The sequence below is a fragment of the Myceligenerans halotolerans genome (genome assembly GCF_054782975.1).
The window spans coordinates 1-3,434 of the sequence record NZ_BAAGRL010000078.1; the positions used below are offsets into that span (position 1 = coordinate 1).

The following is a 3,434-nucleotide window of genomic DNA, read 5'->3' on the forward strand; positions in this document are numbered from 1 at the left end:
CGTGGACAGGTGTGGACCGGACGGTCGAGACCGCTGACGCGGACGGGGACGGCCGACTGGACGTGGCGGCGCCGGTCTACGACGTGTCGTTCGCGGCGAGTGATGGCGAGCCCCTGGCGCGGGTGGCCTCCGGCGGGCACTGGCTGGAGTTCGACGTCCCGTTCGCGCTCACCGACCCGGTGGTCGACGGCGACCAGGTCACCTATCCCGCGATCCTGGGCGACGAGGGCCTCGACCTCGTGGTCTCCGCGGATGCGGAGGGCACGGGGTTCGACGACGTGATCCGGGTGGCCGACGCGCAGGCGGCGCGGAACCCCGCGCTGCGGGAGCTGACCTTCGACGTCGAGGTGTCGGAGGGCCTGACCCTGCGGGAGAACGCGAGCGGATTCGTCGCCGTCGATGGCGACGGCGCGGAGGTGTTCACCTCGCCCGTGCCGCTGATGTGGGGTGAGCCGGAGGCCGAGGCCCTGGCGGCCGCGGAGGGGACGAGCGCGGACGGTTCGGCGGCGAAGAGCCTCACGACCAGCTCGCGCGCCGCGGCCGGCGAGGCAACCCGGGCGGTGGTGAGCGGTGAGCCCGACACGCCCGTGGACGAGGCGGATGGTCCCGTCGACCCGCCCGAGCAGTTCGAGGGGCCGATGGTGGACGGCGGCATGGCCGAACTCCCGGCGGTGGTGGAGACGAAGAACCCGACGTCGGCGTCGGTGACGATCGTTCCCGACGCGCGGATGCTCGCCGGCGAGGGTGTGGATTTCCCGCTGTCGATCGACCCGTCGGTGGGCGGGGTCTCGCTGAACCAGTGGACCGGGGTGAAGTCCGCATGGCCGAACTCGAACTCGGGCTACAAGTTCCAGGACCGTTCGGCAGGCGACCACGGGGTGGGCCTGTGCGATCCGGCGTCAGGCTATGGGCAGGACTGCGGGACGCGTTCGTACCACCGCGTGCTGTACGAGTTCAGCGTGGCGAACGTAGGCAAGCTGAAGTCCTCGGATATCACGGGTGCGGAGTTCTCGGTCTCGGGTGTGCATGCCGCGACGTGCTCCAGGACGGCCACGGCCGTGTACCTTGTCGGGGCGAACAGCGTGTCGTCGAGTACGACGTGGAACACGAAGGGGTCCTGGGGGACGCGTGTGGCGTCCCAGGGCACGATCCACCGCGCGGGATGCACGGGCCGCAAGGTGCGGATCGGGTACGAGGTGACGTCGTCGGCGAAGAAGGTGGCCTCGTCCGGGTGGAGCTACCTGACCCTCGGCCTGAAGGCGGACGAGTCGTCGATGAACGCCTGGAAGCGGTACGCGGGATCGAACTACGGCGGCAACGCCGATCACGGGGCGACGCTCTCGGTGACCTACAACCGGCCGCCGAACACGCCGAAGTACCTGCGCACGTATCAGGGGTCGGCGAACAAGGGGTGTGCGACGTCCTCGTCCGAGGCGCCGTACCTGGCGACGGTGCGGCCCAAGGTGTCGGCCTACATCAAGGACCCCGACGCGACGCAGGTGCGGGGGCGCTTCCAGGTGTACCGGGCCTCGGGCAGCACCAAGGCGTGGGGCAAGTTCAGCTCGTACAAGGCCAGCGGGAGTCGGCACACGCTGCAGGTTCCCTCCGGTGAACTCGCCTCGAACGTGACCTACCGGTGGCGTGTCGCGGCGCAGGACTCGTCGGGTACCCAGGGTCCATGGTCGCAGTGGTGTTACTTCATCCCTGACGTCAACGCGCCGAACGTCCCGACGATTTCCGTCGTACCGGGGCAGCAGGCCGACTACTACCAGAACGTGGAGACCGGCGGGGCCGGCATGACGGGCAAGTTCAAGCTCGGGCGCAACGGGTCGACCGACGTGTCCCGGTTCGAGTACTCGTTCGGCACGGACACGATGGGCAACAAGGTCAGCGTCGGGTCGGACGGGTTCGCCACGATCTCGTTCACCCCGTCGAAGCCGGGCCCGACGACGCTGTACGTGCGGTCCCGGGACAAGGCCGGAAACCCCTCGGTCGGCGTGGCGACGTGGCACTTCGACGTCGCCTATCCGCAGGCGAACGGCATCTGGAAGATGGACGAAGGGACGGGGACCGTCGCCTCCGACTCCTCGGCGGCAATGGTCCCGCAGGACCTGAACCTGCGGGGAGGCGCGAGCTGGGGACCGGGCCCGCACGAACTGTTCGGCTCTCGTGACGGCGACCATGCTCTCGTCGTCGATGGCATCGACGGGCGAGCGTTCACGGACGCGCCGGTCGTGCAGACGGACAAGAGCTTCGTCGTCACGGCCCACGTGCAGCTCGACCCGGACGTGAACCTGAACGCGCGGCAGGTGGCCCTCTCGCACAGCGCGAGCCAGGTCTCGCCCTTCAAGCTGGGCCGGAGGCCGTGCACCGAGCTTCCGGCGACGGGCTGCTGGCACTTCACGGTGTATGAGAACGATGTGTCCTCCCCGACGCTGCACCGTGCGACGTCGGAGGTCGCGCCGGATCCGGGCGAGTGGGCACATCTGACGGGCGCCTACAACGCGACGACAGGTGAGGTCGCGATCTGGGTCTGCGAGGTGGGTACGCCGCAGGATCCGCAGCCCGGTGAGCCGGTCAAGAACGTCGCGGCTCCGTGGTCCTCTCCACACGTGTTCGCCTCGACCAAGCCGCTCGTCGTGGGCCGGGCGATGTTCAACGGCGCACACAACGACTGGTGGCATGGCTCCATCGACAACGTGCGTGTGTTCGACGGGCAGATCGTGGCCGAGGCCAAGATCCGCCGGTTGTGCCAGGGCGCGGAGGCGCGGGCGTTCGAGGTCGGGCCTGACGGACTCGACAACGGGAACACTGCCCTGGACCCGACGATCAAGGACGTCGAGCAGTGACGCGCCACGCGACCGGCGGCGTGCCGCCGGAGAGCCGGGGCGCGGCGACGGGCACCGATGAGGCAACGACGAGCAGCGGGGGATCGCCGACGGCGGCCCGGACGGGTAGGACGACGAACGTGAAGCGGGCAGCGAGCCGGATGGCAGCAGGTCTGACGGCCCTGACAGCGCGCGCGGCGCGACGGGCCAAGCCCGCCGTGGTCGGCGTCGTCGCCGCGACCGTGGCAGCGACGCTCGGTGTGCAGCCGGTGCTCGCGGTGCCGGCCGCGGCCGGGGTGGAGTGTGTGGCGGTCTCGGACGACCAGGCCACCGCGCTGAAGGTCGCGCAGGCCTGCGACCGCGACGTCGAGGTCCGCACCGAACGCACCTCGTGGACCACCGCCTACGCCACGCCGTCGGGCACGATCCGGATCGAGTCGACGGCCCTGGCCGAACGGGCCCTCGTGGACGGGGCGTGGATGCCGGTCGACCCGCGCGTGGTGACCGGGAACTCGGGCGACGGGCGGCTGGAGGTCGCCGTGAGCCCGAACGAGCTGACGTTCTCGGACGGCACGCCCGGCCAGGCGCTGGCCTCGATGACGCGCG

At 70.4% G+C, this 3,434-nt stretch carries 2 protein-coding genes; both read left to right on the top strand.

Annotation, left to right across the window (positions count from 1 at the left end):
• Nucleotides 1-2,849: LamG-like jellyroll fold domain-containing protein (locus ACYVK5_RS25800; protein WP_460709141.1), on the top strand; the 2,849-nt coding region annotated here is incomplete at its 5' end.
• Nucleotides 2,846-3,434, top strand: a 589-nt coding sequence (locus tag ACYVK5_RS25805; protein WP_460709143.1) for a hypothetical protein, incomplete at its 3' end; no start/stop codon positions are given. The genes ACYVK5_RS25800 and ACYVK5_RS25805, both read left to right, overlap by 4 nt.